At 64.9% G+C, this 24,242-nt stretch carries 23 protein-coding genes; 12 read left to right on the top strand and 11 right to left on the bottom strand.

From position 1 onward, the window contains the following. Positions 1 to 95: 95 nt before the first annotated feature. Together EYW47_RS34000 and mpl are read right to left on the bottom strand one after the other, a co-directional pair. Positions 96 to 701 carry a YqiA/YcfP family alpha/beta fold hydrolase gene (locus EYW47_RS34000; RefSeq protein WP_133199197.1) on the bottom strand — a complete coding sequence of 202 codons (606 nt, stop codon included), beginning with the start codon at positions 699 to 701 and terminating at the stop codon, positions 96 to 98. Next, the gene (mpl, locus tag EYW47_RS33995) at positions 698 to 2,089 is read right to left on the bottom strand and encodes a UDP-N-acetylmuramate:L-alanyl-gamma-D-glutamyl-meso-diaminopimelate ligase (protein ID WP_133199196.1); all 1,392 of its coding nucleotides are present in this window, start codon (positions 2,087 to 2,089) and stop codon (positions 698 to 700) included. Before mpl ends, EYW47_RS34000 begins: the two co-directional genes overlap by 4 nt. A gap of 231 nt (positions 2,090 to 2,320) precedes the next feature. On the opposite strand from mpl, the gene EYW47_RS33990 reads away from it, so the two are divergent. The 10 genes from EYW47_RS33990 to EYW47_RS33945 all read left to right on the top strand — a co-directional run bounded on the left by EYW47_RS33990 (position 2,321) and on the right by EYW47_RS33945 (position 10,682). Beyond that, on the top strand, positions 2,321 to 2,965 hold the full coding sequence (locus tag EYW47_RS33990; RefSeq protein ID WP_133199195.1) for a UDP-N-acetylmuramate--alanine ligase: 645 nt from the start codon (positions 2,321 to 2,323) through the stop codon (positions 2,963 to 2,965). 24 nt (positions 2,966 to 2,989) lie between these two features. After that, positions 2,990 to 3,541, top strand: coding sequence for a TlpA family protein disulfide reductase (locus EYW47_RS33985; RefSeq protein WP_133199194.1), 552 nt, complete (start codon positions 2,990 to 2,992; stop codon positions 3,539 to 3,541). A 205-nt stretch (positions 3,542 to 3,746) separates the two neighbouring features. Next, positions 3,747 to 4,199 (top strand): type II 3-dehydroquinate dehydratase, encoded by a 453-nt coding sequence (gene aroQ, locus EYW47_RS33980; protein ID WP_028220148.1) that lies wholly within the window; start codon positions 3,747 to 3,749, stop codon positions 4,197 to 4,199. Positions 4,200 to 4,302: 103 nt separating this feature from the next. Next, positions 4,303 to 4,770 (top strand): acetyl-CoA carboxylase biotin carboxyl carrier protein, encoded by a 468-nt coding sequence (gene accB / locus EYW47_RS33975; protein ID WP_133199193.1) that lies wholly within the window; start codon positions 4,303 to 4,305, stop codon positions 4,768 to 4,770. A gap of 148 nt (positions 4,771 to 4,918) precedes the next feature. Next, positions 4,919 to 6,286 carry an acetyl-CoA carboxylase biotin carboxylase subunit gene (gene accC, locus EYW47_RS33970; RefSeq protein WP_133199192.1) on the top strand — a complete coding sequence of 456 codons (1,368 nt, stop codon included), beginning with the start codon at positions 4,919 to 4,921 and terminating at the stop codon, positions 6,284 to 6,286. A 3-nt stretch (positions 6,287 to 6,289) separates the two neighbouring features. Beyond that, positions 6,290 to 7,186 (top strand): 50S ribosomal protein L11 methyltransferase, encoded by an 897-nt coding sequence (gene prmA / locus EYW47_RS33965; RefSeq protein WP_133199191.1) that lies wholly within the window; start codon positions 6,290 to 6,292, stop codon positions 7,184 to 7,186. A gap of 112 nt (positions 7,187 to 7,298) precedes the next feature. Further along, the gene (locus EYW47_RS33960) at positions 7,299 to 8,495 is read left to right on the top strand and encodes a zinc-ribbon and DUF3426 domain-containing protein (RefSeq protein WP_133199190.1); all 1,197 of its coding nucleotides are present in this window, start codon (positions 7,299 to 7,301) and stop codon (positions 8,493 to 8,495) included. A gap of 104 nt (positions 8,496 to 8,599) precedes the next feature. Beyond that, positions 8,600 to 9,100, top strand: a complete 501-nt coding sequence (gene tpx, locus EYW47_RS33955; protein ID WP_028220143.1) for a thiol peroxidase — start codon at positions 8,600 to 8,602, stop codon at positions 9,098 to 9,100. A gap of 111 nt (positions 9,101 to 9,211) precedes the next feature. Beyond that, complete coding sequence (locus tag EYW47_RS33950; RefSeq protein ID WP_133199189.1) at positions 9,212 to 10,153, top strand: carbohydrate kinase family protein; 942 nt, start codon at positions 9,212 to 9,214, stop codon at positions 10,151 to 10,153. A gap of 52 nt (positions 10,154 to 10,205) precedes the next feature. Further along, positions 10,206 to 10,682 carry an outer membrane lipoprotein gene (locus EYW47_RS33945; RefSeq protein WP_133199188.1) on the top strand — a complete coding sequence of 159 codons (477 nt, stop codon included), beginning with the start codon at positions 10,206 to 10,208 and terminating at the stop codon, positions 10,680 to 10,682. Between the two features lie 316 nt (positions 10,683 to 10,998). Here the strand turns inward: EYW47_RS33945 and EYW47_RS33940 are convergent, their stop codons facing one another. The 7 genes from EYW47_RS33940 to EYW47_RS33910 all read right to left on the bottom strand — a co-directional run bounded on the left by EYW47_RS33940 (position 10,999) and on the right by EYW47_RS33910 (position 19,375). After that, entirely contained in the window at positions 10,999 to 11,601 is a 603-nt protein-coding gene (locus tag EYW47_RS33940) for a histone H1-like DNA-binding protein (RefSeq protein ID WP_133199187.1), read from the bottom strand. Between the two features lie 28 nt (positions 11,602 to 11,629). Continuing rightward, positions 11,630 to 11,947: a hypothetical protein gene (locus tag EYW47_RS42220; RefSeq protein WP_133199186.1), complete on the bottom strand. Its 318-nt coding sequence runs from the start codon at positions 11,945 to 11,947 to the stop codon at positions 11,630 to 11,632. 94 nt (positions 11,948 to 12,041) lie between these two features. Then, positions 12,042 to 13,265 carry a ribonucleotide-diphosphate reductase subunit beta gene (locus EYW47_RS33930; protein WP_133199185.1) on the bottom strand — a complete coding sequence of 408 codons (1,224 nt, stop codon included), beginning with the start codon at positions 13,263 to 13,265 and terminating at the stop codon, positions 12,042 to 12,044. Positions 13,266 to 13,783: 518 nt separating this feature from the next. Continuing rightward, entirely contained in the window at positions 13,784 to 16,771 is a 2,988-nt protein-coding gene (locus tag EYW47_RS33925) for a ribonucleoside-diphosphate reductase subunit alpha (protein ID WP_133199184.1), read from the bottom strand. 544 nt (positions 16,772 to 17,315) lie between these two features. After that, complete coding sequence (gene ampD, locus EYW47_RS33920) at positions 17,316 to 17,954, bottom strand: 1,6-anhydro-N-acetylmuramyl-L-alanine amidase AmpD (RefSeq protein ID WP_133199183.1); 639 nt, start codon at positions 17,952 to 17,954, stop codon at positions 17,316 to 17,318. Beyond that, positions 17,951 to 18,340, bottom strand: a complete 390-nt coding sequence (locus tag EYW47_RS33915; RefSeq protein WP_133199182.1) for a PP0621 family protein — start codon at positions 18,338 to 18,340, stop codon at positions 17,951 to 17,953. The genes ampD and EYW47_RS33915 overlap by 4 nt, the downstream gene beginning before the upstream one ends. A 45-nt stretch (positions 18,341 to 18,385) precedes the next feature. After that, on the bottom strand, positions 18,386 to 19,375 hold the full coding sequence (locus tag EYW47_RS33910) for a cytochrome C assembly family protein (RefSeq protein ID WP_133199181.1): 990 nt from the start codon (positions 19,373 to 19,375) through the stop codon (positions 18,386 to 18,388). Between the two features lie 105 nt (positions 19,376 to 19,480). Here EYW47_RS33910 and ffh point away from each other — a divergent pair, with 105 nt between their 5' ends. Further along, entirely contained in the window at positions 19,481 to 20,848 is a 1,368-nt protein-coding gene (gene ffh, locus EYW47_RS33905) for a signal recognition particle protein (protein ID WP_133199180.1), read from the top strand. A 173-nt stretch (positions 20,849 to 21,021) separates the two neighbouring features. Beyond that, entirely contained in the window at positions 21,022 to 21,573 is a 552-nt protein-coding gene (locus EYW47_RS33900) for a hypoxanthine-guanine phosphoribosyltransferase (protein WP_133199179.1), read from the top strand. A gap of 101 nt (positions 21,574 to 21,674) precedes the next feature. Here the strand turns inward: EYW47_RS33900 and EYW47_RS33895 are convergent, their stop codons facing one another. Next, positions 21,675 to 22,274 (bottom strand): MarC family protein, encoded by a 600-nt coding sequence (locus EYW47_RS33895; RefSeq protein ID WP_133199178.1) that lies wholly within the window; start codon positions 22,272 to 22,274, stop codon positions 21,675 to 21,677. Positions 22,275 to 22,318: 44 nt separating this feature from the next. Further along, entirely contained in the window at positions 22,319 to 24,055 is a 1,737-nt protein-coding gene (locus EYW47_RS33890; RefSeq protein WP_133199177.1) for a proline--tRNA ligase, read from the bottom strand. Between the last annotated feature and the right edge of the window lie 187 nt (positions 24,056 to 24,242).

Below are 24,242 nucleotides of genomic sequence, written 5' to 3'. Positions count from 1 at the left end.
CGTTCAGACTTGCTTGGACCGCGGGGGCGATGCGCCCAGGCGGTGCTGCTGTATACATATGGGCGTTCGCGCACGCGGCGCGAACGGGCGACGCATCAAGGCGCGTCGCCAAAGGGCGCTCCGCCAGCGGGCGCCCCGCAGAAAAGGATCACGTCGTCGACGTAATCGGCGAATTCGCTGATGCCGTGGTCGCTGCCTTCGATCAGGTGCGTCCTCGCGCCCGGATAATGCGCGAGCATCTCGCGATAATCGAGCACTTCATCACCGGTTGCGGCGATCAGATAGTAGCGCTGGGGCTCGGTCACCGTGGTCACGGCCAGCGCGCGCAGTTCTTCCAGATGACGCGGCTCGACGACGATGCTGCCGCCGCCGTGCCAGAGCGGCTGCTCGCCCAGATACTTCGACAGGTCACGCTCCGGCGCCACCGCCGGATTGAGCAGCACGGCGCGCCAGCCGTGCTTTTCGGCCAGATGCGTGGCGAAGAAACCGCCAAGCGAGCTGCCGATCAGCGTGATGCGCTCGCCGGCTTGCGCACGCGCGGCGATCTCGCGCTCGACGAGCGCCACCGTCTCGACCGGCGAGACCGGCAGCATCGGGCACAGCCATTCGCCGCCGCGCCCGAGCGCTTCGAGGCGTGCGTCCAGCAAGCGTGCCTTGAACGATTGCGGCGACGAGCGGAATCCGTGCAGATAGACGATCACGCCGCACTCCGCGCCGACAGCGCATCGAGCAGCTTCTGATGCACGCCGCCGAATCCGCCGTTGCTCATCACCAGCACCTGGTCGCCGGGACGCGCGGCCGCAACCACGGCCTTCACGAGCGCGTCGATGTCGTGATACGCGCGCGCCTTCTCGCCCAGCGGCGCGAGCGCACCCTCGAGATCCCAGCCGAGCGCGTCCTTGCCGCTCGGCGCACCGTAGCCGAACACGAGGTCGGCGTCGGCGAGGCTCGCAGGCAGTTGCGCCTTCATCACGCCGAGCTTCATCGTGTTCGAGCGCGGCTCGAGCACGGCGAGGATGCGCGTATTGTCGTTGCCCACGCGCGTGCGCAACCCGGCGATCGTCGTTTCGATCGCGGTGGGATGGTGCGCGAAGTCGTCATAAACCGTCACGCCGTCCACACTGCCGCGCACTTCCATGCGGCGCTTGACGTTGCGGAAGGTGGCAAGCGAGCGCGCGGCCTGCGCGGGCGGCACGCCCACGCTGCGCGCGGCGGCAATCGCCGCAAGCGCGTTCATGCGGTTGTGCTCGCCCTGGATCTGCCAGTCGACCACGCCCACACGCTCGCTGTTGTGATAGACCGCGAAGCGTTCGTCGAGCGGCACGCCTTGCTCGGCGGGCAGCGCCTGCCAGCCGCCATCCACGCCGAAGCGCTCCACCTCGCTCCACACGCCGCGCGCGAGCACGCGATCGAGCGCGTCGCTGCGCCCGTTCGAGACGACGCGGCCCACGCCCGGAATGGTGCGCACGAGATGATGGAACTGCGTCTCGATGGCGGCGAGATCGGGGAAGATATCGGCGTGATCGAATTCGAGGTTGTTCAGCACCGCGGTGCGCGCACGGTAATGGACGAACTTCGAGCGCTTGTCGAAGAACGCCGTGTCGTACTCGTCGGCTTCGATCACGAAGAAGCTCGAGTCTGTGAGACGCGCCGAGATGCCGAAGTTCAGCGGCACGCCGCCGATCAGGAAGCCGGGGTTCAGGCCCGCGTCTTCGAGCAGCCAGGCGAGCATCGAGCTCGTCGTGGTCTTGCCGTGCGTGCCCGCCACGGCGAGCACCCACTTGTTGCACAGCACGTGCTCGCCGAGCCACTGCGGCCCCGACGTGTACGGCAGGCCGCGATTGAGGATCTCCTCCATCAGCGGATTGCCGCGCGTCACCACGTTGCCAATCACATAGAGATCGGGATTGAGCTCGGTCTGGCTCGCGTCGTAACCCTCGATCAGGCGAATACCCTGCGCTTCGAGCTGGGTGCTCATCGGCGGATACACGCCCGCGTCGCAGCCGGTCACCGTGTGGCCCGCGCTGCGCGCGAGCACGGCAAGACCGCCCATGAACGTGCCGCAGATGCCGAGGATATGGATGTGCATAAGCCTGTCGCGCCGCACGGGCGTCGTGAAAGGGTCAAACGGTTTAAAGGGATGGGAACAGCGAAGACGGCGGCGCTTTGCCGCCGGAGCAAAGAACGGTATTGTACCCGACGCCTTGCGGCTTTTTCGCCGCCGCGGGCCGACGAACGGGCGATGTGGCACGCGTTGGCCCGGGTTGGCCCGGGATGGGAGCCAAACAGGACGCCATGCGATCTCTAGTATGATGGACACATGGTTCGCAGATCACATTTCGATCCCCAGCGCGTGCGCGAGGAAATCGCCATCGCGGCAGCAAGGATGATCGCCGAGGATGGCCTCGACTACGCCACCGCCAAACGCAAGGCCGCGCGGCAGGTGGTGGGGGACACGCGCATCGAAGGCGCCTGGCTGCCCGACAACGACCAGATCGAAGACGAGATCCGCGAATATCAGGCCCTCTTTCAGGGCGAGCACCAGCCGGCGATACTGCGGCGCCTGCGCGAGATCGCGCTCGAATGGATGCGGCGGCTCGAGCCGTTCAATCCGTTCCTCACCGGCGCGGTGCTCAACGGCACGGCCGGCGAGCACTCGGACATTCACCTGCAGATCTTCTGCGACAACGCGAAGGACGTCGCGATCTGGCTCCTGAACGCGAACGTGCAGTACGACGTCTCGGAAACGCGCCATTTCGCCGCGCGCGGCTACGTGGAGACGTTCAGCTTCATGTGGCAGCCGTCGCGCGACGAAGAGCCTGTCGGCATTCACGTGGCGCTCTACAATACCGACGACCTGCGCGGCGCCGTGCGCGCCGATGCACGCGGGCGTCTGCCGCGCGTGAATGCGCAGGCGCTCCAGGCGCTGATCGACGAAAGCGGCGCCACCTCTTCCACCACCTGACTCACATAGAGCTTAAGCGCAGCAATGAACACGAAGCGGATTCTGGCCGGCGTCGCAGTGGCGGCGGTGGCAGCCGGCGGCGGCATCCTGGCGGGACACTATGCAAACAGTGGCAACACCGGTGTCGCCGACGCGGCACCGGTCGCGGCCAAGCCCGATGCGGTCGGCCAGCTCTGGACGGCCCCCGTGACCAACCCCGACGGCAAGCCCCAATCGCTCTCTATCTATAAAGGCCACCCGATCGTGGTGAACTTCTGGGCGTCGTGGTGCGGGCCCTGCGTCGAAGAGATGCCGGAACTCTCCGCGCTGCAACGCGAGTACGCGAAAAAAGGCATCCAGTTCGTCGGCCTTGGCGTCGACTCGGCCGCCAACATCAAGACCTTTCTCAAGAAAGTACCGGTCGACTATCCCATCTACATTGCCGGATTCGGTGGCGCGGACGTCGCACGCGCATTCGGCAACAACGCGGGCGGTTTGCCTTACACCGTCATAATCGACGCGAACGGCACGGTACGCGCGACAAAATTAGGCCAAATCAAGATGGACGAGCTGCGCCACACGCTTGATACACTCTGACGCGACCCAAATGCCGCGGAACAATTGACCGGAGCTTAACGGCCGTAATGCACTTTTTGCTGCGGACTTTGGGGCAATTGACGAAAGATCGACCCGAGAGCGCTGTCTGACCCATACTTGGGGCCATATCATTCGTATGGAAAACTAGACAAATTTCTCTAATCGGCGCTAAAGTTCGCGCAATTCCACGGAAAAAGAAGCCACCATGACGCGACTGCTGGTTCTGCACGGCCCCAACCTCAATCTTCTCGGCACCCGGGAACCCGAGGTCTATGGGCGCGTGACGCTGCCGCAGATCGATCAGGCGCTCGCCGACCGTGCCGCCGATGCAGGCGTGGAGCTGGCAACGTTTCAAAGCAACCACGAAGGCGCGCTGGTGGACCGCATTCAGGCGGCCCGCAGCGAGCAGACGGATTTCATCCTGATCAATCCGGCGGCATACACGCACACGAGCGTGGCAATCCGGGACGCGCTGGCAGGCGTCGGCATTCCGTTCGTCGAGATTCATCTCTCGAACGTCCATCGCCGCGAGGCCTTCCGGCACCACTCGTATTTTTCCGACCAGGCCGAGGGTGTCATCTGCGGCCTCGGCTGGAAGGGTTATCTCTACGCGCTCGAATACGCGCTCGACCGGCTCGCGGCCGGTTCGGCCGCGTGAGCTCGACGGCGAGAGACCTGAGGCATTCTGCAAGACAACACCAAACCCGTGCCGGGGCGCGCGCGCCCGGGTACTCACGTATGCAAAGCAAAGGGGCTGCACCATGGATCTACGTAAGCTGAAGACTCTGATCGACCTCGTCTCCGAATCGGGCATCTCGGAGCTCGAAGTCACCGAGGGCGAAGGCAAGGTGCGTATCGTCAAGAATGCGCCGCCGGTTTACGTGCAGCAGGGTATCCCTCAATACGCCGCGCCGATCGCCGGCGCTCCGCTCGCAGCACCCGCTCACGCGGCCGAAGCCGCAGCGCCCGCCGCTGCCACGCCGGCCGTGCCGCAAGGCCACGTCGTGACCTCGCCGATGGTCGGCACGTTCTACCGTGCGCCGTCGCCGGGTGCCGATCCGTTCGTCCAGGTGGGCGACACGGTCAAGGAAGGCCAGACGCTGTGCATCATCGAAGCGATGAAGCTGCTGAACGAGATCGAGTCGGACGCAGCCGGCGTGGTCAAGGAAATCCTCGTCGAAAACGGCCAGGCGGTCGAATACGGCCAGCCGCTCTTCGTGATCGCCTAAGCTTTTCTGCGCGCGGCGGCGGCCTTCTTTTGCTGGCCGCGCCGCGTTTGTCGCGTTTGGCGCCCCATGATGGCGACGCACGCGACCGATCCTCTGAGGTACCCGCTTAAGCGACTTGCGGCGCCCATTGATGAGTCGAATACCCACCATGTTTGAAAAAATCCTCATTGCCAACCGTGGCGAAATCGCGCTCCGTATCCAGCGCGCGTGCCGCGAACTTGGCGTCAAGACGGTCGTCGTCTATTCGGAAGCCGACAAGGAAGCCAAGTACGTGAAGCTCGCCGACGAGGCGGTCTGCATCGGCCCGGCGCCTTCGAACCTGAGCTATCTGAACATGCCGGCGCTCATCAGCGCGGCCGAAGTCACCGACGCCGAAGCGATCCACCCCGGCTACGGCTTCCTCTCCGAGAACGCGGACTTCGCCGAGCGCGTCGAGCAATCGGGCTTCACGTTCATCGGCCCGCGCCCGGAAACGATCCGCATGATGGGCGACAAGGTCACCGCCAAGCAGACGATGATCAAGACCGGCGTGCCCTGCGTGCCGGGCTCGGAAGGCGCACTGCCGGACGATCCGAAAGAAATCGTGAAGATTGCGCGCACGATCGGCTACCCCGTCATCATCAAGGCTTCGGGCGGCGGCGGCGGGCGCGGCATGCGCGTCGTGCACACGGAAGCGGCGCTCGTGAACGCGGTCAACATGACGCGCGAAGAAGCCGGCCGTGCGTTCGGCAACCCGCAGGTCTACATGGAGAAGTACCTCGAGAACCCGCGTCACATCGAGATCCAGGTGCTCTCCGACTCGTTCAAGAACGCCGTGTGGCTCGGCGAGCGCGACTGCTCGATGCAGCGCCGCCACCAGAAGGTGATCGAGGAAGCGCCGGCGCCGGGCATCGCGCGGCGTCTGCTCGACCGCATTGGCGACCGCTGCGCCGACGCCTGCAAGAAGATGGGCTACCTCGGCGCGGGCACGTTCGAATTCCTGTATGAGAACGGCGAGTTCTACTTCATCGAGATGAACACGCGCGTGCAGGTCGAGCACCCGGTCACCGAGCAGATCACCGGCATCGACATCGTGCAGGAGCAGATCCGCATTGCGGCGGGCGAGAAGCTCGCATTCCGCCAGCGCGACATTCAGCTCAAAGGCCACGCGATCGAGTGCCGTATCAACGCCGAAGATCCGTTCAAGTTCACGCCTTCGCCGGGCCGACTCACCTCGTGGCACATGCCGGGGGGCCCGGGCGTGCGCGTGGATTCGCACGCCTACAATGGCTATTTCGTGCCGCCGAACTATGATTCGATGATCGGCAAGCTGATCACCTACGGCGCGACGCGCGAGCAGGCGATCCAGCGCATGCGCATCGCGCTCTCGGAAATGGTGGTCGAAGGCATCTCGACGAACATCCCGCTGCACCGCGAGCTGATGCTCGATGCGAAGTTCGTCGAAGGCGGCACGAGCATTCACTACCTCGAAAGCCGTCTGGCCGAGCGCCAGGCTGTGAAGAAGGACGAAGCGTAATTCATGAGCTACCGGGAACTGATCGTCGAGCTGGATCGCAATCGCGCGGAAGCCCTCTCCGACGCGCTGATCGAGCTTGGCGCCCTCTCGGTGTCGGTGGAAGACGCCGACGCCGACACGCCCGACGAGCAGCCGCTCTTCGGCGAGCCGGGCCTCACGCCCGAGCGCACCGCGTGGCAGCATTCGCGTGTGATCGCGCTGATCGGCAACGATCAGGATCCCGCCGTGCTGCTCGCGGCCGCCGCGAACGAGCTGGGTCTCACTGATACACCGAAGTTCTCGCTGCGCGAAGTCGAGGAGCAGGACTGGGTGCGCCTCACGCAATCGCAGTTCGACCCGATCCAGATCGGCGAGCGCATCTGGGTCGTGCCATCGTGGCACGACGCACCCGACCCGAGCGCGCTCGTGCTCGAGCTCGACCCGGGCCTCGCGTTCGGCACCGGCAGCCACCCCACCACGCGGCTGTGCATGGAGTGGCTCGAGCAGCACGTGCAGCCTGGCAATTCGCTCCTCGATTACGGCTGCGGCTCGGGCATCCTCGCGATCCTCGCGAAGAAGTGCGGCGCGAACCCCGTGATCGGCATCGACATCGACCCGCAGGCGGTCGAATCGGCGCGCCACAACAGCGAACGCAATCATGCCGATGTCACCTACGGCCTGCCCGACGACTGCCCCGCGGGCGAGTTCGACATCGTGGTCGCGAACATTCTTTCGAATCCGCTCAAGCTGATGGCGTCGATGCTTTCGTCGCGCGTGAAGCCGGGCGGACGGCTCGCGCTCTCAGGCATCCTCGCGCGCCAGGCCGAGGAAGTCGCGCAGGTCTACGCACGCTGGATCGACATTTCGGTCTGGCGCGAGCACGAAGGCTGGGTCTGCCTCGCCGGCACGCGGCGCGCGTAGGCAGGGTGCGGGCGGGATCTGGTCGCGCCCCAAGCGCGACCAGCGAAGTCGTAGACCGCCGCGGATTGCCAGTAGAATGGCGTATCGCCAACCCTCCGGTTCCACGGCACACATGCTTCTGGCAACGCGCTGTCCCTTCTGCGAAACCGTTTTCCGCGTCCAGCCGGCGCACCTCGCCGCGCGCCGCGGCCTCGTGCGCTGCGGGCATTGTCAGGAAGCGTTCGACGCGTCGGGTAGCCTCTACGAGCTGCCCGAAAACGGTGATTTCGATCAGGCCACGCCCGTCGCGGCCGATATTGCGGCAAGCCTGACCGCGCCGCCCGCACCGCAGGCAGCGCCTGCTCATGGACCCGATCAGGCACCTGCACAAGCACTCGATCAGGCGCCGCAAGGCGAACCTGCATTAGCGTTCAGGGAATCCGCGCCGCCGAACGCACCCAATTTCGCGGGACGCGCCTGGGACCCCTGGGCGGTCCCTCCGGACAGCAAGCTCGATCCGGGCCTGCAGTACAACGCCCGCCAACTGCCACGCGCAGGCCTCGCCCCCGGAGTCACCCCGAACGCGCTACGCGGCGCCCACGAGGAGCCCACGCTCTCGCCCCCCATCGGGCACGACGCGGCGTTCCCCGCAGGACCCGCAGCGTCCGGCCATATCGAGCCGACCCTTTCGGCGAACGAAGCAATTCACAGCCCCCATGCCGACCCCGAGCCCGCGTTCCGCCGCGCACCGGCCGATTCGTCGGCGGTGCCCGCGTTCACCGCGCTCGAACCCAACCTCGGGGGCGAGCCTTTCGCGGTCACGCGTGAAGCGCCCGCTCGCGCGCAACGGCGCACGGGTTGGCGCATCGTGGGCGCGCTGATCGCTCTCGCGCTCCTCGCGGCGCTTGCCGCACAGCTCGCCTGGTGGCTGCGCGAAACCGTCATGGTCTACTGGCCCGCCTCGCAACCGTACTATCAACAGGCCTGCGCGCAACTCGGCTGCCGCGTGCGCGCGCCACGCGACATCGACGGCCTCCAGGTCCAACCGTCCGATCTGCGCCAGGTGGACGACCCGCATCACCTGGAGTTGAAGGTGCCGCTGCACAACCGCTTCGACGTGGCACTCGCGTATCCGGCCATGGAGCTCACACTGCTCGACCGCCAGAACAATATCGTCGTGCGCCGTGTGCTATGGCCGCAAGACTACGCGCCGCCCGGCACGCGCATCGAGGCCGGCCTGCCCGCGCAGAGCACGCAGACGATGATCGTGCGGCTCGACACCGGCAACGTGGTCGCGTCGAACTTCCGCATCGAAATCTTCTACCCCTGAACTACCGCGCCGGCGCCCGTCAACGCGCGGGCGCGCGTTACCTGCACCCGGCCGAAGCCGGGTGCGCCCTTCACCACAACAGCACTGCATTCGGAGAGCACATCATGAGTCAAGTCACGCTAGGCGGTAACCCGATCGACGTCGCCGGCACCTTCCCGACGGCCGGCCAGAAGGCCCCCGCGTTCTCGCTCGTCGGCAAAGACCTCAAGCCCGTCGCGCTCGCCGATTTCGCCGGCAAGCGCAAGGTGCTGAACATCGTGCCGAGCCTCGACACGCCGGTCTGCGCCACCTCCACGCGCAAGTTCAACGAAGCCGCCGCCAAGCTCGACAACACGGCTGTCGTCGTCATCTCGGGTGATCTGCCGTTCGCCGCCGCGCGCTTCTGCACGACTGAAGGCATCGAGAACGTCGTCACGGCGTCGACGTTCCGCGGCCACGAGTTCGCGCAAGCCTACGGCGTGGACGTCACGAGCGGCCCGCTGACCGGCCTGACGGCGCGTGCCGTGGTGGTCATCGACGCGAACGACAACGTCGTCTACGCCGAGCGCGTCAGCGAGATCAAGGACGAGCCGAACTACGACGCCGCACTCGCCGCACTGAAGTAATACCGGGTCGCGGCGCGCGCGAGTTGGCCACAGTCCGGCGCAATACCGGCTCGATAGCACCCACGACGCGCCGCCCTCTCCCCCACCACACGCATTACAGGAATCCCCGCCTTGGCTACGCTGATCTGCGGCTCGCTCGCCTACGACAACATCATGACTTTCGAAGGCCGCTTTCGGGAGCACATCCTGCCCGAGCAGGTGCACATCCTGAACGTGAGCTTCCTCGTGCCGACGATGCGCCGCGAATTCGGCGGCTGCGCGGGCAATATCGCTTACTCGCTGCATCTGCTGGGCGGCGACGCGCGCATCATGGCGACGCTCGGTGGCGCCGATGCGCAGCCCTACCTCGAGCGGCTCGACACGCTCGGTCTCTCGAAGGCGCACGTGCGCGTGCTGCCCGACACGTGGTCCGCGCAGGCGATGATCACGACCGACCTCGAAAACAACCAGATCACGGCCTTCCACCCGGGCGCGATGATGCAATCGCACCTGAACCGCGCCGACGAAGCACCTGGCGTCAAGCTCGGCATCGTCGCCCCGGACGGCTTCGACGGCATGGTCCAGCACGTGGAGCAATTCGCGAAGGCGGGCATCCCGTTTGTCTTCGATCCAGGTCAAGGACTGCCGCTATTCGACGGTGCGTCGCTTCGACGCGCCATTGAACTCGCCACCTATGTGGCGGTCAACGACTACGAAGCCAACCTGGTCAGCCATCGCACCGGCTGGTCACTCGACGAGATCGCGAGCCACGTCGACGCGCTGATCGTCACACGCGGCGAGCACGGCTCGCAGATCTACCATGGCGGCGGCGTCGAAGATATTCCGCCGGTGCAGGCCGAGCAAGTGCTCGATCCCACGGGTTGCGGCGACGCGTTCCGCGGCGGCTTGCTCTACGGTATCGAGAACGGCCTTGACTGGGCCACCACGGGACGTCTCGCGAGCCTCATGGGCGCGCTGAAGATCGAGCACCTTGGTCCACAAAACTATGCGCCCACGAAGGCGCAAATCAAAGAACGATTCAAGACGGCGTTCGGTTACGAACTGCCGCTCTGAATCCGGGTGCCGCCACCGTTGTCGTTGGCGGCACTCATTGGAGTTACGGGAAATGAAAACAACAAGTCGTCTGATTGTCGCTGTCATGATCGCGGGCTCGCTCGCCATGACAGGCTGCGCCTATAACAGCAGTTCCGCCGATGTCTACACCGCCTCGCAGGCGCAACGTGAAGCCACCGTGCGCATGGCCACGGTCGAAAGCGTGCGTGCGGTGAAGATCAGCTCCAACAATGGCCAGCCGAGCGGGCTCGGCGCGGTGGGCGGCGGTGCGCTCGGTGCGGTGGCGGGCAGCCAGATCGGCGGTGGCACGGGCTCGATCATCACCGGCATCATTGGCGGCATCGCGGGCGCCGTGGCCGGCAACGCGGTCGAGAACGGCGTGGCGATGCACAACGGCCTCGAGATCACGGTGCGCCTCGACAACGGCGACTACCGCGCCATCACGCAATCCGCCACGGGCGAAGTCTTCCAGGCCGGCGACCGCGTGCGCCTGCTCTCGAGCGGCGGCGTCACGCGCGTAACGCACTAAACTCGTAACGACAACCCGGTTTCCCCTGTACCGCAGCGGCGCCTTGCGCCCTCCTGCGGAACCTCAGGCGCATGTGCTCCCCTGTGCATGCGCCTTTTTTCATGCCCGCGCCCGATCCGGCTTGCGCGGCGCTCGCACGAGAGGCACGTGGACCAGGCGTGCAGACGAAAAAAAATCCCGTCGCGGACAAACCCGGCGACGGGATTGGGAGCGTGCCTCGCGAGCACACCTGCAGATTCACCCGCAGGCACACCACCAGGCCCTGCCACCGAAGCGCGCGTTTTGACTGACTCTCGCGCGCTTCGGCTCGTACTGCTTACGGACGGCTGCCGGTCGGGAACGGCCATGCTGCGGCCGGGTTCAGCGCCGTCTTCACCGTTGCTGCCGGCGCGGCCGGTTGTGCAGCAGCGGGGGCAGCAGGCGCGGCAGCGGCCGCCTTCGCAGGTGCCTTCTTGGCAGCCTTCTTCGCGGCAGCCTTCTTCGCAGGCGCAGCCTTCTTGGCAGCAGCCTTCTTCGCAGGCGCGGCCTTCTTGGCAGCAGCCTTCTTCGCAGGCGCCTTCTTGGCGGCAGCCTTCTTCACCGCGACTTTCTTGGTGGCGACCTTCTTCGCTGCGGCCTTCTTCGCCGGTGCTGCCTTCTTCGCGGCAACCTTCTTCACCGCGACTTTCTTGGCTGCAACCTTCTTGGCTGCGGCCTTCTTCGCCGGTGCTGCCTTCTTCGCGGCAACCTTCTTCGCAGCAACCTTCTTCGCCGGTGCTGCCTTCTTCGCAGCAACCTTCTTCACGGCGACTTTCTTGGCTGCAACCTTCTTCACCGCGACCTTCTTCGCTGCGGCCTTCTTGGCCGGCGCGGCCTTCTTCGCGGCAACCTTCTTCACTGCGGCTTTCTTCGCCGCCGGTTTCTTCTTGGCAGTAGCCATTTTTTTCTCCTTCAGGTTCAGATGAGAGTCAGTTCAAACTACACCCTTCGTCAAAACCCGCTTCCCGCGAACGCTTCTCACGGCGCACACTACGAAGCGGGCTATTCATCGGCGTACGCTGATCCCGCGCGCTTACGCTAATGAATGCGGTAAGGCGCGCCGTGCCACGAGGCACCGCGCGCCAGATCGGTCCGGCGTCGGATACCGACACCGGCCAACGTTCGTTGAAAGCGCAGGTCACACGACCTACGCCCTTTTCCGGGGGGAAGTTTGCCCATCCCACTGAAGGGTTCGCAAAGTGCCTTGCACGTATGTGAGCCAGCCTGGCTCCGGGCACGCTTTGCATCAGGCGTTCCTGCTCCTAATCATCATGCCGGTCGAGGCGCCCGCATGGCGCCTCGAGGCAACCCCAAAAGACCTGGCACCGCAGTGCGCCCGGGTTATTCCCAGGACAGCGCACCGCCCGTCTGATATTCGATCACGCGCGTCTCGAAGAAGTTGCGCTCCTTCTTCAAGTCGATCATCTCGCTCATCCACGGGAACGGGTTCTCTTCGTTCGGGAACAGCGTATCGAGACCGATCTGCTGGCAACGACGGTTGCAGATGAAGCGCAGATAGCTCTTGAACATCGATGCGTTCAGGCCCAGCACGCCGCGCGGCATGGTGTCCTCCGCGTAGCGGTATTCGAGGTCGACCGCATGCTTGAACAGCTCGGTAATCTCCGCGCGGAACGCCGGGGTCCACAGCTGCGGGTTCTCGAGCTTGATCTGGTTGATCAGGTCGATGCCGAAGTTGCAGTGCATCGACTCGTCGCGCAGGATGTACTGGTACTGCTCCGCGGCGCCGGTCATCTTGTTCTGGCGGCCGAGCGCCAGGATCTGCGTGAAGCCCACATAGAAGAACAGGCCTTCCATGATGCAGGCGAACACGATGAGCGACTTGAGTAGGGCCTGGTCCGCTTCGAGCGTGCCGGTCTTGAACGCCGGGTCCGTGAGCACGTGGATGAACGGGATCAGGAACTCGTCCTTGTCGCGGATCGACTTGACCTCGTGGTACGCATTGAAGATCTCGCCTTCGTCCAGACCCAGCGACTCGACGATGTACTGGTACGCGTGCGTGTGGATCGCCTCTTCGAACGCCTGGCGCAGCAGGAACTGGCGGCATTCGGGCGCCGTGATGTGCCGGTAGGTGCCGAGCACGATGTTGTTGGCGGCGAGGGAGTCGGCGGTGACGAAGAAGCCGAGGTTGCGCTTGACGATGCGGCGCTCGTCCTCGGTCAGACCGTTCGGGTCCTTCCACAGGGCGATGTCGCGCGACATGTTGATTTCCTGCGGCATCCAGTGGTTCGCGCAGCCGGACAGATACTTCTCCCAGGCCCACTTGTACTTGAACGGGACCAACTGGTTCACGTCGGTCTGGCCGTTGATGATGCGCTTGTCGGCGACATTCACGCGGGCTTCGGTCGAGACCGGCGCCTGCGGCGGCGGTGCGACTGCGAAGTCGGCGGCGAAGATGTTTTGCGCCGAAGAAGACTGAGGAGCCGAACGCAGACCGAACTGCGTTTGCGGAACAGAGACAGCTTCACCCGCGAGGTTGCGCACTGCGTTTTGCTGCGCACCGCTCGACGGAGTTACAGCCGTGTTCTCGTCATCCCAGTTGAGCATAAATGTCACCATCAATTTAGATCGGTTTGTACCATCTTTTCATGCGCGATAAAAGGGTTCGCACACGAAAAATCCTGTTTTCGATTCGCGTTGCGACCTCGATACAACACTTTGTTATCGCATCGTGTCGATTGCGTCGTGTGAGCGGTGCGTGAGCATCGTGTTATCGTCGCTTGAACATCGCACTTGCGAGGCTGCTCGTTGGTCTTCGCGACATCGTGAGCGCGAGTGAAAGTGGGTTCGCTGTGCGCCGTTTGCTCGCGCGTAAAACTCCAGGGATTCCTTCCTGTTACGCGCTTCGTGCATCCCATCTTTACGCGCCGCGCCTCGTGTCTGGTTCGCGCGGCGCAACGCGCGTGCCGCGCGCCGCCGGGGGAATCGGGCGACGCGCATTGCGCGCACCGCCCGTTACGTCGACTACCTACTGTTTACTACTGACTACTGATGCTGCCTTGGTGCTTCCGGTCCTGCAGTCGGACGCACATGCGCAGCGCGATGTTGCATCGCGCGCTGCCGCTTTATTGGCAAGCTTCACACTCTTCGAAGCCGGCATCGCCCGGACGCATCATGCACACCGGACCGTCCGCTTCGGGTGCGGCTTCCACCGCCGGCGCCGCCTGCATCACGCTCGAGCCCGCGCCGTTGCCGGCACCACCCGCTGCGCCGAAGCCCGCGCCGCCTGCGCTGCCCGCACCGCCACCGTTCGCGCCACCCGTCGGCACTGCGTTGAGTGCGCCGTGCGCGACCGTCGACTTCTCGACGTGCGTCGCCGCCATCGTGCGCAGGTAGTAGGTGGTCTTCAGGCCGCGGATCCAGGCGAGCTTGTAGATCTCGTCGAGCTTCTTGCCCGATGCACCCGCCATGAAGATGTTCAGCGACTGCGCCTGGTCGATCCACTTCTGGCGACGCGAAGCCGCTTCGACGAGCCACGTCGGATCCACTTCGAACGCCGTGGCGTACACCGCGCGCAGGTCGGCCGGGATGCGGTCGATGCGCGAGAGCATGCCGTCGAAGTACTTCAGGTCGGCGACCATGACTTCGTCCCACAGGCCGCGCGCCTTCAGGTCGCGCACGAGGTAGTCGTTCACCACCGTGAATTCGCCCGAGAGGTTCGACTTCACGTAGAGGTTCTGGAACGTCGGCTCGATACACGGCGAGACGCCGATGATGTTCGAGATGGTGGCCGTGGGCGCGATCGCGATGCAGTTCGAGTTGCGCATGCCGTGCGTGGCGATGCGCTCGCGCAGCGAGGTCCAGTCCATCGACTCGCTCGAGTCGACTTCGACGTAGCCACCACGTTGCTCGGCGAGCAGCTTGAGCGTGTCCTGCGGGAGGATGCCGCGATCCCACAGCGAGCCGCGGTAGGTCGAGTAGCGGCCGCGCTCGGCTGCCAGCTCCGTCGACGCCCAGTACGCGTAGTAGCAGACGGCTTCCATCGAGCGGTCGGCGAACTCCACTGCCTCTTGCGAAGCAAACGGCGTGCGCAGCACGTGCAGGCAGTCCTGGAAGCCCATGATGCCCATGCCCACCGGACGATGCTTCAGGTTCGAGTTGCGCGCCTTCGACACCGCGTAGTAGTTGATGTCGATCACGTTATCGAGCATGCGCATCGCCACGCTGATGGTGCGCTTGAGCTTGTCGTGGTCGAGCGCGTACGTGCCGTCGGCCTGTTCGACCATGTGCGCGACGAGGTTCACCGAGCCCAGGTTACACACGGCGATTTCGGTGTCGCTGGTGTTCAGCGTGATTTCCGTGCACAGGTTCGACGAGTGGACGACGCCCACGTGCTGCTGCGGCGAACGGATGTTGCACGGATCCTTGAACGTGATCCACGGATGACCGGTTTCGAACAGCATGCCGAGCATCTTGCGCCACATTTGCGCCGCCGGGATCTTCTTGAACAGCTTGATCTCGCCGCGCGCGACCTTCTCTTCGTAAGCCGTGTAAGCCTGTTCGAATTCAGCGCCGAACTTGTCGTGCAGATCCGGGCAGGTCGAGGGCGAGAACAGCGTCCAGTCACCGCCTTCCATCACGCGCTTCATGAACAGGTCGGGAATCCAGTTCGCCGTGTTCATGTCGTGGGTGCGGCGGCGGTCGTCGCCGGTGTTCTTGCGCAGCTCGAGGAATTCTTCGATGTCGAGGTGCCACGACTCCAGGTACGCGCACACCGCGCCCTTGCGCTTGCCGCCCTGGTTCACGGCCACGGCCGTGTCGTTCACGACCTTCAGGAACGGCACGACGCCTTGCGACTTGCCGTTGGTGCCCTTGATGTGCGAGCCGAGCGCGCGCACGCGCGTCCAGTCGTTGCCGAGGCCGCCCGCAAACTTCGAGAGCAGCGCGTTGTCCTTGAGCGCTTCGTAGATGCCGTCGAGGTCGTCGGCAACCGTCGTGAGGTAGCACGACGAGAGCTGCGAGCGGTGCGTGCCCGAGTTGAACAGCGTGGGCGTGGACGACATGAAGTCGAACGACGAGAGCACGTTGTAGAACTCGATCGCGCGCGCTTCGCGGTCGATCTCGTTGAGCGAGAGGCCCATCGCGACACGCATGAAGAATGCCTGCGGCATCTCGATGCGCGTGCCGTGCACGTGCAGGAAGTAGCGGTCGTAGAGCGTCTGCAGGCCGAGGTAGCCGAACTGCAGGTCGCGGCTCGCGTCGAGCGCGTTGCCCAGACGCTTCAGGTCGAACTGCTGGAGCTTGTCGTCGAGCAGGCCGGCTTCGACGCCGCGCTTGATGAACTGCGGGAAGTACTCCGCGTAGCGCCAGCCCATGTCGGCTTGCGTCACTTCCTCTTCGAGAATTTCGCGACGGATCGTGTGCAGCAGGATGCGCGAGGTCACCTGGCTATACGCCGGGTCCTTTTCGATCATCGTGCGCGCAGCGAGAATCGCCGAGTCGTAGACCTGCGCCATCGGCACGCCGTCGTAGAGGTTCTTCACCGTTTCCGCGACGATCGGATCTGCGTTCACCGCATCGCCAAGGCCGTCGCAAGACGACACGATCAGCGCGCGCAGTGCGTTCATGTCGAGCGGACGCGTGACGCCGTTGTCCGTGACATTGATGCCGGGCGCTGCCGCCGCCGCTTCCGGCGCTTGCGCGCGCTCCTGGTTGCGCTTCTCGCGATACAGCACGTAGGCGCGCGCGACGTTGTGCTCGCCGCCGCGCATCAGCGCGAGCTCGACCTGATCCTGGATATCTTCGATGTGGAACGTGCCGCCGTTCGGACGGCTGCGCACGAGTGCGCGCACGACGTTCTGCGCGAGCTGCTCGACGAGTTCGCGAACGCGCGCCGACGCCGCACCCTGCCCGCCATTGACGGCCAGGAATGCCTTGGTCATCGCGAGGGAGATCTTCGACGGCTCGAAGCCCACAACGCTGCCGTTACGGCGGATCACCTTGTGGTCGGCGAACTGCGTCGCGCCGGCCTGGCCGTCCTGCGGCTGGCCACCCAGCGTGCGCGCGGCAGGCGCGCCTTCGTACTGGGTCGAGACGTTATCGGTCGTTTGCATGTGCAAAGCTCCTGGTCCTGGAAATGAGCGAAGGGTTTTCGCGAGTTAATACGGACGCCGCGCCCCCGTGTGCGCGGTCGATTCGGCGGAGGAGAAAAGCCAGCCAGGCGAGGCTGCCGGATGCGGCAAGGCAGATGAGCCACAGAACACTTCGGTCTTCATCGTGGATGCCGCGATCATTGGCTGTACCTTTTCTCTCGATTACAGCCGGTGCGCCGGTTTCTCGGCCAGCTGCACCGCACAATTTTTCCTGTGCCACTAATGCGCGCGGCGCCATGCTCGTCAGAGCGGGGCGCCGCAGAACAACACAACATATGGTGTAAGGCCGTGCTTCGGGAACAAAGTATAGTGGAAGTTCCAAGACGATCAAACGCCTTTTTTTACTGGTTCCATCTTGACAAGACGCCAGCCCAGACAGCGCGGGCGTTACCGCCGGACACACCTGCAAGTGGTTCGTCAGAAGCGCGCGTACACCCTCGCTGCGCGCGCGACGCGTGCTCGTTTCGTGTGCAACGGCCAGGCGTTTAGAAGCTTTGCTCGTGCGTCACGACGACGCGTCGCGTTCGCCGTTCGCGATGGGCGGGTGGATGTACGGGAAGAAAGCATCGCCGAGTTGTGTCTCGCGCTGCAGACGCGTCCAGTCGAAATGCGGGCCGGGATCGGTCTTGCGGCCCGGCGCGATATCCGAATGGCCCGCGAGCGCGTCGATCGGATAGTGCGCCGCCAGCGCCCTGACGAGCGGCGCGAGCGTCGCATATTGCGCGGGCTCGAACGCGCGCGTGTCGCTGCCCTCGAGCTCGATGCCGATCGAGAAGTCATTGCAGCGCTCGCGCCCGAAGAAACTGGACAGGCCCGCATGCCACGCGCGCTCGGCGCACGAGACGAACTGCTCGAGCGTGCCGTCGCGATGGATCACGAAGTGCGCGGAGACGCGCACGCCGCGCAGATGCGCATCGAAATAAGGATGCGCGTCGCAGTCGAGCCGATTGAGAAACAGATCGGCGATCTCGGGGCCGCCATAGGTGTCGGGCGGCAGACTGATGTTGTGCACGACGATGAGCGTCGGCACCGCGCCTGCGGGACGCGCTTCGAAGTTTGGCGTCGGCAGGTGGCGCGCACCGGCCACCCAGCCCTGCGCATCGACTTCGAATGCGGGCGCCCCGGACGACGTCGCTGCGCTCATCGCGCGGGACGGTCCTGGCCAGTCTTGCGCGCGTCATAGGCACGCGCGTGCTCGGCGCAGCAGAACGTCTGCACGCCCACGCTCACCGACTCGCTGCGCGGCGCGTGAACGCCGCACTCGGCGCAGCGGACCATCGGCTCGGGCAGCGCACCTTTGCCAGCCGCGTTACCGGCCGAAGCGCCTGAGCCATTCGTACCATTCGTACCATTCGTACCATTCGTACCGAAAGGACCGCCTGCAGCGCCGGGACCGCTGCCGGAGCGCCACGCGCCTGACCCGCCTTGTCGCGGATCGGCGCCGGGACGCGGATGCTGCGAGCTGCGCAGCGACTTGAAGAACCACTGTCCGACGAGGAACAGCAGAATCAGGAGAAGAATCTGTCTCATGGAATCAGCGTGTGAATCTGTACGCCACCGGAAAAGTAAGCGCCGTCAGACGACGGGACGGTGCAACAGCACCTCGAACACGAAGCGGCTGCCCACATAGGCGAGCAGGAGCGCAACGAACGACGCGATCACCCAGCGCAGCGCGGCACGGCCGCGCCAGCCGGAAATCTTGCGCGCGGTGAGCAGCGAGCCGAACATCAGCCACGACAGGATCGCGAACACGGTCTTGTGGTCGAGCGAGAGCGGGCGATCGATCAGTTGCTCGCTGAATACGATGCCCGAGACCAGCGTGGCCGTGAGCAGCACGAAGCCCGCGCCGATCAGACGAAACAGCAGCTTCTCCATCGTGAGGAGCGGCGGCAGCGTCTCGATCCAGTTCGACAGCCAGCCGCCGCCGAGATGACCTCCGCCGTTGCCCCCGCGATTGCCACGGCCACCGCCGTTGCGCTGGAAACCCGCACCCTTGAGCGCATGCAAACGGCGCTCCACCGCGAGCATCAGCACCGCGTGCAGCGCGGCGATCGCGAAGAGCCCGTAGGCGACGTTGGCGATGACGAAATGCAGCTTGAACATCGGCGCGGCCGCGTACGGCAGCACGCGCACGCCACCGAACACGAGCGGCAGGATCGCCGCGAACGCAGCCAGTGGCAGCAGCAGCAAACGCAGCCCGTCGAGCGCAAAGAAAAAGCTCTCGATCCAGTAGATCACCGCGCCGAGCCAGAACATGGCCGACAACGCAAACGCGAAGCCGAACACCATTTCGTTGGCGGGGAAGATCGTCATGTGCAGCAGCACGCCGTGCGCGGCGAGCGCGACGAAGAGCAGCCCACGAGAAAGCGGGCCGAAGTTGCGCGCACGCGGCGAGCCATCGCCCGAACCGGCGGGAACACCCGGTGCACCCGCGGCAACCGTCACCGGAACCGGCGGGACGCCGCCAAAGAGCGGCGCGACGCTCGCGCGGCGCAATGCCCGCCAGTCGGCGGCGCACAAACCGCCGTACAGGAGCACGGTGAGGGCATACAGTACAATATCCATGTTCGAAGTTTACTATAGGCCCCCTCTGAACGACGGATCGTGACGAATCGCCCTCGATTCCCGCTTCCGCGCGCGCTTGCCGGGCCGCACTGCTCACCGCTCCCCATGCTCGACAATCTCACTCAACGGATGGCGCGCGTCGTCAAGACGCTGCGCGGCGAGGCCCGGCTGACCGAGGCCAACACGCAGGAAATGCTGCGCGAAGTGCGCCTCGCACTGCTCGAAGCAGACGTGGCGCTGCCCGTCGTGCGCGAGTTCATCGCCAAAGTGAAAGAGAAGGCGCTCGGCGAGGAAGTGATCGCCAGCCTCTCGCCTGGCCAGGCGCTCGTCGGCGTGGTGCAGCGCGAGCTGACCGCCGTGATCGGCGGCGACTACGAAGGCAAGGCCGCCGAGCTCGATCTCGCGGTCACGCCGCCCGCGGTCATCCTGATGGCGGGCCTGCAGGGCGCCGGTAAAACCACCACGGTCGGCAAGCTCGCCAAGCTCTTGCGCGAGAAGTACAAGAAGAAGGTGCTCACCGTTTCCTGCGACGTCTACCGCCCTGCCGCTATCGCGCAGCTGAAGACGGTCACGGAGCAGGTCGGCGCCGACTTCTTCCCCTCGCAACCCGATCAAAAACCTGTCGACATCGCCAATGCGGCCGTCGATTGGGCCAAGCGCCACTATCACGACGTGCTGCTCGTCGACACGGCCGGCCGCCTCGGTATCGACGAGGCGATGATGAACGAGATCACGGCCCTGCACGCCTCGCTCAAGCCGGCGGAGACGCTCTTCGTCGTGGACGCCATGCTCGGCCAGGACGCGGTCAACACGGCCAAGGCGTTCAACGACGCCCTGCCCCTCACCGGCGTCGTGCTCACCAAGCTCGACGGCGACTCGCGCGGCGGCGCGGCGCTTTCCGTACGCCACATTACCGGCAAGCCGATCAAGTTCGTCGGCGTCGCGGAAAAGCTCGACGGCCTCGAAGTGTTCTATCCGGAGCGCATGGCGAACCGGATTCTCGGCATGGGCGACATTCTCGCGCTCGTCGAGGAAGCGCAGCGCGGCGTGGACGTGCAAGCCGCGCAGAAGCTCGCCGACAAGGTCAAGAAGGGCGGCGACTTCGACCTCAACGATTTCCGCGCGCAGCTCTCGCAAATGAAGAAGATGGGCGGCCTTTCCTCGCTCATGGACAAGCTACCCGCGCAGTTCCAGCAGGCCGCATCGGGCGCCGACATGGGCCAGGCCGAGAAGCAGATGCGCCGCATGGAAGGCATCATCAACTCGATGACGGCCGCCGAGCGCGCCAAGCCCGAGCTCATCAAGGCCACGCGCAAGCGCCGCATCGCGGCCGGCGCGGGCGTGCAGGTCCAGGAAGTGAACCGCCTTCTGAACCAGTACGACCAGATGCGCACCATGATGAAGAAGCTGAAGGGCGGCAATCTGCAGAAGATGATGCGCGGCATGAAGGGCATGATGCCCGGCATGCGCTGATTATCGATTGTGTCGATCCCGCGGGCCGCGCGCCGCATCGCGCACGGGCGGCCCCAATCGACACAACACGACACGGCGCGCGAACTGGATTTATCATGCGCGGGTTTTTGCTGTAGCGCGCGCCGCCGTTATTTTCCACACTGAATAGCTACAGCCACTGCCCCGCCAGAGTCATGAATCGCGAAGAAGCTCTCCACATTTTCCGCCACTCCGAAGAGATCGTTTCAGAGGGCGACGTCAATGCGTCGATCGGCCAGATGGCCGAAGCCATCCGCGCCGAGATCAGCGAGGACTTTCCGCTCGTGCTGTCGGTGATGGGCGGCGCCGCCGTGTTCACCGGCATGCTGCTGCCGCATCTCGACTTCCCGCTCGAGTTCGACTACATCCACCTCACACGCTATCGCAACGCCATCAAGGGCAGCGCGGAAATGCAGTGGCGCGTGGCGCCGCGCGAGTCGGTGAAGGACCGCGTCGTGCTCGTGCTCGACGACATCCTCGATGAAGGCGAGACCATGGCCGCGATCCGCGACCGCATCATGGCGATGGGCGCGAAGCGCTTCCTCTCGGCGGTGCTGTGCGAAAAGATCATCCCGAAGGCGAAGCCGCTGCATCCGGACTACTGCGGCTTTTCGGTGCCGGATCGCTACGTGTTCGGCTGCGGCATGGACGCGAAGGGTTACTGGCGCAATCTGCCCACCATCCGGGCGCTGACCGAAGGCGCTTGAAGCACGCTTGATGCACCCGATGCGGCATCTGCAATCAGGAAGCACCATGAAAAAAGCAGCCCACGGGCTGCTTTTTTTGTCTCCGACGCGAGAAAACGACGTCAGAGGTGATGCACGAACGTGCTGATCCCCGCGAGGATCATCTCCACCGAGATCGCCACGAGCACGAGGCCCATCAGCCGCTCGAAGGCCGTCACCACGCGCTCGCCGAGCCACTGCTGGATGCGCTCAGCGAGCACCAGCACGATAGCGCAGATCGCCATCGTCACGACCAGCGCGCCTATCCACTCGAGCAGCTTGCCCGGCGCCTGCGAGGTGAGCAGCATGACCGTGGCGAGCGCCGACGGCCCTGCGAGCGCGGGAATCGCGAGCGGCACGATGAGCGGCTCGCCGCCCTTGTCGCTGCCGCCGAACGGGCCGCCAGGATGCGGGAAGATCATGCGCAGCGCGATCAGAAACAGCACGATGCCGCCGCCGATGCGCAGCGACGTGTCCGTGAGCCCCATCATCCTCAGGAAGGCGTTGCCGGCCACCATGAAGATGAGCAGGATCACGAACGCGATCGCCACTTCGCGCAGGATCACGATTGCGCGACGCTCCCGCGCCACATGATGCAGACACCCGATGAAAAGCGGGATGTTGCCGAGCGGATCGGTGATGAGCAGCAGCAGGACCGTCGCGGACAGGAAGCTATATTCCACGTGCGCGGCGCTCCTTTAGCTCAGGTTTGCCATCGGCATCGGCATCAGATGGCGAGTGCGGCCTGGATCTTCTGCACCACGGACTGCGCGGCCTCTTCGGCCGGCAGCAGCGTTGCTTCGGCGTCGCGGCGGCCCTGGTACTCGATCTTGCCTTCCTTCAAGCCGCGCTCGCCGATCACGAGACGATGCGGCACACCGATCAACTCCCAGTCGGCGAACATCACGCCCGGACGCTCGCCGCGGTCGTCGAGGATCACGTCCACGCCGGCCTTCAGCAGTTCGTCGTAGACGCGCTCGGCGTGCTCGCGCACGAGCTCGCTGCGGTCCATGCCCATCGGGCAGACCACGACCTGGAACGGCGCGATCGATTCCGGCCAGATGATGCCCTTCTCGTCGAAGTTCTGCTCGATCGCCGCGCCGAGGATACGCGTGATGCCGATGCCGTAGCAGCCCATCTGCATCGGCGCGGGCTTGCCGTTCTCGGCAAGGCAGGTCGCGCCCATTGCATCGGAGTACTTGGTGCCGAGCTGGAACACGTGGCCCACTTCGATGCCGCGGCAGATGTCGAGCACGCCCTTGCCGTCCGGCGAGGGATCGCCCTTCTTCACGTTGCGGATGTCGGCGACGACGGGCTCCGGCAGGTCGCGGCCCCAGTTCACGCCCGTGGTGTGGAAGTCCACGACGTTGGAGCCCACCACGAAGTCGCTCATGTTCGCGACCGTGCGGTCGGCGATCACCTTCACGGGCTTCTTCGTGTTCAGTGGCCCGAGGTAGCCCGGCGGCGTGCCGAACCACTCGACGATCTCGGCTTCGGTCGCCATGCGGAAGCCCGCGAGGCCCTCGAGCTTGCCGGCCTTGATCTCGTTCAGATCGTGGTCGCCGCGCAGCATCAGCATCCAGATCGTGGGCTCGGCGCCCTCGTTTTCCGTTGCCAGCACGATCGACTTGATGGTGCGCTCGAGCGGAATACCAAGCATCTCGGCAACCGCCTCGCACTTCGCCGCGCCCGGCGTCGGGGTCTTCGTGAGCGGCTCGGTGGCCGCGCCGCGCGCCGCGATGAGCGGCAGCGCTTCCGCCGCTTCGACGTTGGCCGCGAATTCCGAGGTCGGGCAATACGCGATGTCGTCTTCGCCGGTTTCCGCGATCACGTGGAATTCGTGCGATCCGCTGCCGCCGATCGAGCCGTTGTCGGCCGCGACCGCGCGGAAATGGAGGCCCAGGCGCGTGAAGATGCGCACATAGGCGTCGTACATCTTCTGATACGAGAGCTTCAGGCCGTCGACGTCCTTATCGAACGAATACGCGTCCTTCATGATGAACTCGCGACCGCGCATCACACCGAAACGGGGACGGATTTCGTCGCGGAACTTCGTCTGGACCTGATAGAAGTTCACCGGCAGCTGGCGATAGCTCTTGATCTGGCCACGCGCGATGTCGGTGACGACCTCCTCGTGCGTCGGCCCCATGACGAAGTCGCTCTGCTTGCGATCCTTGAAGCGCAGCAGTTCTGGCCCGTATTGCTCCCAGCGGCCCGACTCCTGCCAGAGCTCGGCCGGCTGCACGGCCGGCATCAGGAGCTCGATCGCGCCGGCGCGATTCATTTCCTCGCGCACGATCTGCTCGACCTTGCGGATCGAGCGCAGGCCGATCGGCAGATAGTTGTAGATGCCGCCCGCGATGCGGCGAATCATGCCCGCGCGGACCATCAACTTGTGGCTGACGATTTCGGCGTCAGCCGGCGCTTCCTTCAGGGTGCCGATAAAGAAACGGGAGGCTTTCATTCAGAGTTTTCCAAAGGCGGCAGCCCGGTGATGGGCCGCCCGAAAGTGTCCAACGGTGGAGTTCACAGACCCGACATTATGACAACGCCCAAGGCGCCGTGCAGATGACATCAGACGGCCTTGCGGCCGGTGCGGTTTGCTCGCGCTTCGCAAATCGGTCCAATGCGCGGTCCAATGTTCCGGGGCG

This window comes from Paraburkholderia silviterrae (assembly GCF_004353915.1).
Taxonomy (GTDB): Bacteria; Pseudomonadota; Gammaproteobacteria; order Burkholderiales; family Burkholderiaceae; genus Paraburkholderia; species Paraburkholderia silviterrae.
This window is presented reverse-complemented; position numbering and strand designations above follow the sequence as displayed.